This is a genomic window from Calditrichota bacterium (assembly GCA_013152715.1).
Taxonomy (GTDB): domain Bacteria; phylum Zhuqueibacterota; class Zhuqueibacteria; order Thermofontimicrobiales; family Thermofontimicrobiaceae; genus 4484-87.
This window is the reverse complement of the sequence record JAADFU010000182.1, coordinates 1-3038: the sequence shown is the minus strand read 5'-3', so window position 1 is coordinate 3038 and position 3038 is coordinate 1. Positions and strand designations below refer to the sequence as shown.

Annotated in this window: 3 protein-coding genes and 1 pseudogene; all 4 read right to left on the bottom strand. The window is 46.1% G+C overall.

Going from position 1 to position 3038, the window contains the following annotated elements; genetic code table 11:
- Positions 1–844, bottom strand: a pseudogene (locus GXO74_13870) (sodium ion-translocating decarboxylase subunit beta).
- Position 845: 1 nt separating this feature from the next.
- Positions 846–1286, bottom strand: coding sequence for a biotin/lipoyl-binding protein (locus GXO74_13865; GenBank protein NOZ62754.1), 441 nt, complete (start codon positions 1284–1286; stop codon positions 846–848).
- Between the two features lie 217 nt (positions 1287–1503).
- Entirely contained in the window at positions 1504–1905 is a 402-nt protein-coding gene (locus tag GXO74_13860; protein ID NOZ62753.1) for an OadG family protein, read from the bottom strand.
- 20 nt (positions 1906–1925) lie between these two features.
- The coding region (locus GXO74_13855; GenBank protein NOZ62752.1) for an acyl-CoA carboxylase subunit beta at positions 1926–3038 on the bottom strand (1113 nt) is incomplete at its 5' end.

Genomic DNA, 3038 nt, shown 5'->3' with positions numbered 1-3038 from the left:
CGCAAAAAAGTGGTCGCCTGTGTACTGGCTCCCACTGTTACACCGAGCAAAATCGTCACGATGTCAATGAGCGCAGTGCGCGCTGTATTTCCCAACCGCTCAGTAACGCCGCTTTCTTTGAGCAAATTTCCGAAAAAAAGCATACCGAGCAGAGGAATCGCGCCCGGAGACAAAAATGCGGTGATGATAAATGCAAAAATGGGAAACATGATTTTTTCTGTTCTCGAAACCTGGCGCGAAGGTTTCATTTTAATCAATCGCTCCTCTCGAGTCGTGAGCAATTTCATTATCGGCGGCTGAATCACAGGAACCAGAGCCATGTACGAATACGCCGCAATTGCAATGGCGCCAATCAACTCCGGGGCTAATTTTGAGCTGAGAAAAATGGCAGTAGGTCCGTCAGCGCCGCCAATGATTCCGATGGCGCCAGCTTCCTGCGGAGAAAATCCAAGTAGCAAGGCGCCCATCATGGTCACAAAGATTCCCACTTGCGCCGCAGCGCCCAGAAGTAACAATTTCGGATTGGATAACAAAGCGGAAAAATCCGTCATTGCGCCGATGCCCAGGAAAATGAGCGGCGGATAAATTCCCTTGACCACTCCCAGATATAGAGATAATTGAGCACACTCCCTTGCTCATAAATTCCCAGTTGTAGTCCGACATTTTCCAGAAAAGGGATATTCCCGATCAAAATGCCAAATCCGATGGGAACCAGCAACAACGGCTCGTAATCTTTTTTTATCGCCAGATAGATGAAAAACAGACCCACAGCGATCATGATCAGGTGGCCCACCGTCACATTGTAAAAACCGGTGAAATGCACAAAGCGAAAAAAACCTTCCATTTCAGCCTCCGATCTCCAAAAGCACATCACCTTCCAACACTGAATCTCCTGGTTTCACTTTAATCGACTGCACCGTTCCCGACCGCGTGGATTGGATATTGTTCTCCATTTTCATCGCTTCCATTTTCATCAAAATCTGTCCTGCCTCCACCTGATCGCCTTCTTTCACGAGAACCTCCAAAACGAGTCCTGGCAGGGGAGCTTTTATGCTACCCGTTCCCGTGGGTCTTGTTGGCGCCTGCGTTTTTGATGGGCTTCGTTCAGGTTTTTGCGGAATGGCTTTAGGCCTGACCAGTTGCGGCGTCTTTCGCTGTCTCGGTTCCTCAATAATTTCAACATCGTACTCTGTGCCGTTCACTTCCACAACCGCGTGGTCGCCGGTCAATTTTTTGATTTTCACTTCGTACGGCGAACCATTAATCGAGTATTTATATTTTTTCATTCTTTTCCTCTAACCAACAAATAGAAATATCCAAAGATTCTAACTATTTTTACCACGAATACCACGAAGCACGAAGATGTTTATGACAAAAATCTTTTTATGAAATTTTTAATCCCTGGTTATTTCGACAAATAGAGCTTCGAATTACGATTTATTAGTTACCCTTCGTGCTTTTCATGTGCTTCGTGGTTATCTATTTCGGGAGCAGATCAACAAATTATCTCACCGGTTTTCTCAGCACATGTATTTTCGAAGACCACGGCGAATATGGTCGAGTGATTCTATGCAAAGTCAAAATAGTTTCTTCCAGATCGTGAAATTGTTCCTGATTTTGATGGATTGCCAGAGAAATCGCCACAACGACCTCGCCGGAAATTGGCTCCTTCCCTTTCTTTTTAATCACCAATCCATCTGTCTGGGTTTGAGTTTGTTTGTCTTTTAAATTTGTAACAAAGAGAAAAATTTTCAAAGCGCCAAACAAAACCGTCAATCCCAGAAAGACGACACTGATGCCAATAATGCTGATTATCAATCCCTGTTCCAGCGCGCTTGTCTTTTGAGTTGAAAAAGAAATCATTTCCCCGACGTTTGCCAGAGTTAATGTCATCTGGAATAACATTTCCGTGCTCCTGTAAATAATCATAGAGGAATATTTCCGTGCTTCTTAGGCGGATTATTGTCTCGTTTGGTCGCCAGACTCTCCAGAGCGCGAATAATGCGAAAACGCGTATTCCTCGGTTCAATCACATCATCGATAAATCCGTATTGCGCCGCGACATAGGGATTGGCAAATTTTTCGCGATATTCCTGTTCCCGTTTTTTGAGTACTTCGTCCGGATTTTCTGCATTACGAAGTTCGGAACCGTAAATAATTTCGATGGCACCGCGCGGCCCCATTACAGCAATTTCCGCAGCAGGCCAGGCATAATTGATATCGCCGCGTAAATGTTTGGAACTCATCACGTCGTAAGCGCCACCATAGGCTTTTCTGGTAATAATTGTCACTTTGGGTACGGTTGCTTCAGCGTAAGCGTAAAGTAGCTTCGCACCGTGAATGATAATTCCGCCGTACTCCTGCGCTGTACCCGGCAAAAATCCGGGAACATCAACAAAAGTCACAATCGGAATATTGAACGCGTCGCAGAAACGAACAAATCGCGCCGCCTTACGCGAAGCGTTGATGTCCAGCACTCCCGCCAGGTAATTCGGCTGGTTCGCCACAATACCCACAGACCTGCCGTTGAATCGGGCGAAACCGACGATAATGTTCGGCGCGAACAGTCGCTGCACTTCCAGAAATTCACCGCCGTCAACTACAGAAAAAATGATGTCTTTCATGTCATAAGGTTTATTGGGACTGTCCGGAATGATGTAATTGAGGTCATCCTCGAGTCGGTCGATGGCATCGTTCGTTGGCACAACCGGCGGATCTTCCATGTTATTTTGCGGCAAATAACTAACTAATTTGCGAATCAGAGAAATGCCTTCCTCTTCATCTTCCACAGCGAAATGGGAAACTCCGGAAATTTGATTGTGCACCATCGCACCGCCGAGGTCTTCCACGGAAACATCTTCATTGGTCACTGTTTTGACGACCTTAGGCCCGGTGACAAACATGTAACTTGTATTTTTGGACATGATAATGAAATCTGTAATCGCCGGAGAATAAACCGCGCCGCCGGCACAGGGGCCAAAAATAGCTGAAATCTGCGGCACCACTCCCGAGACCATCACGTTGCGCAGGAAAATATC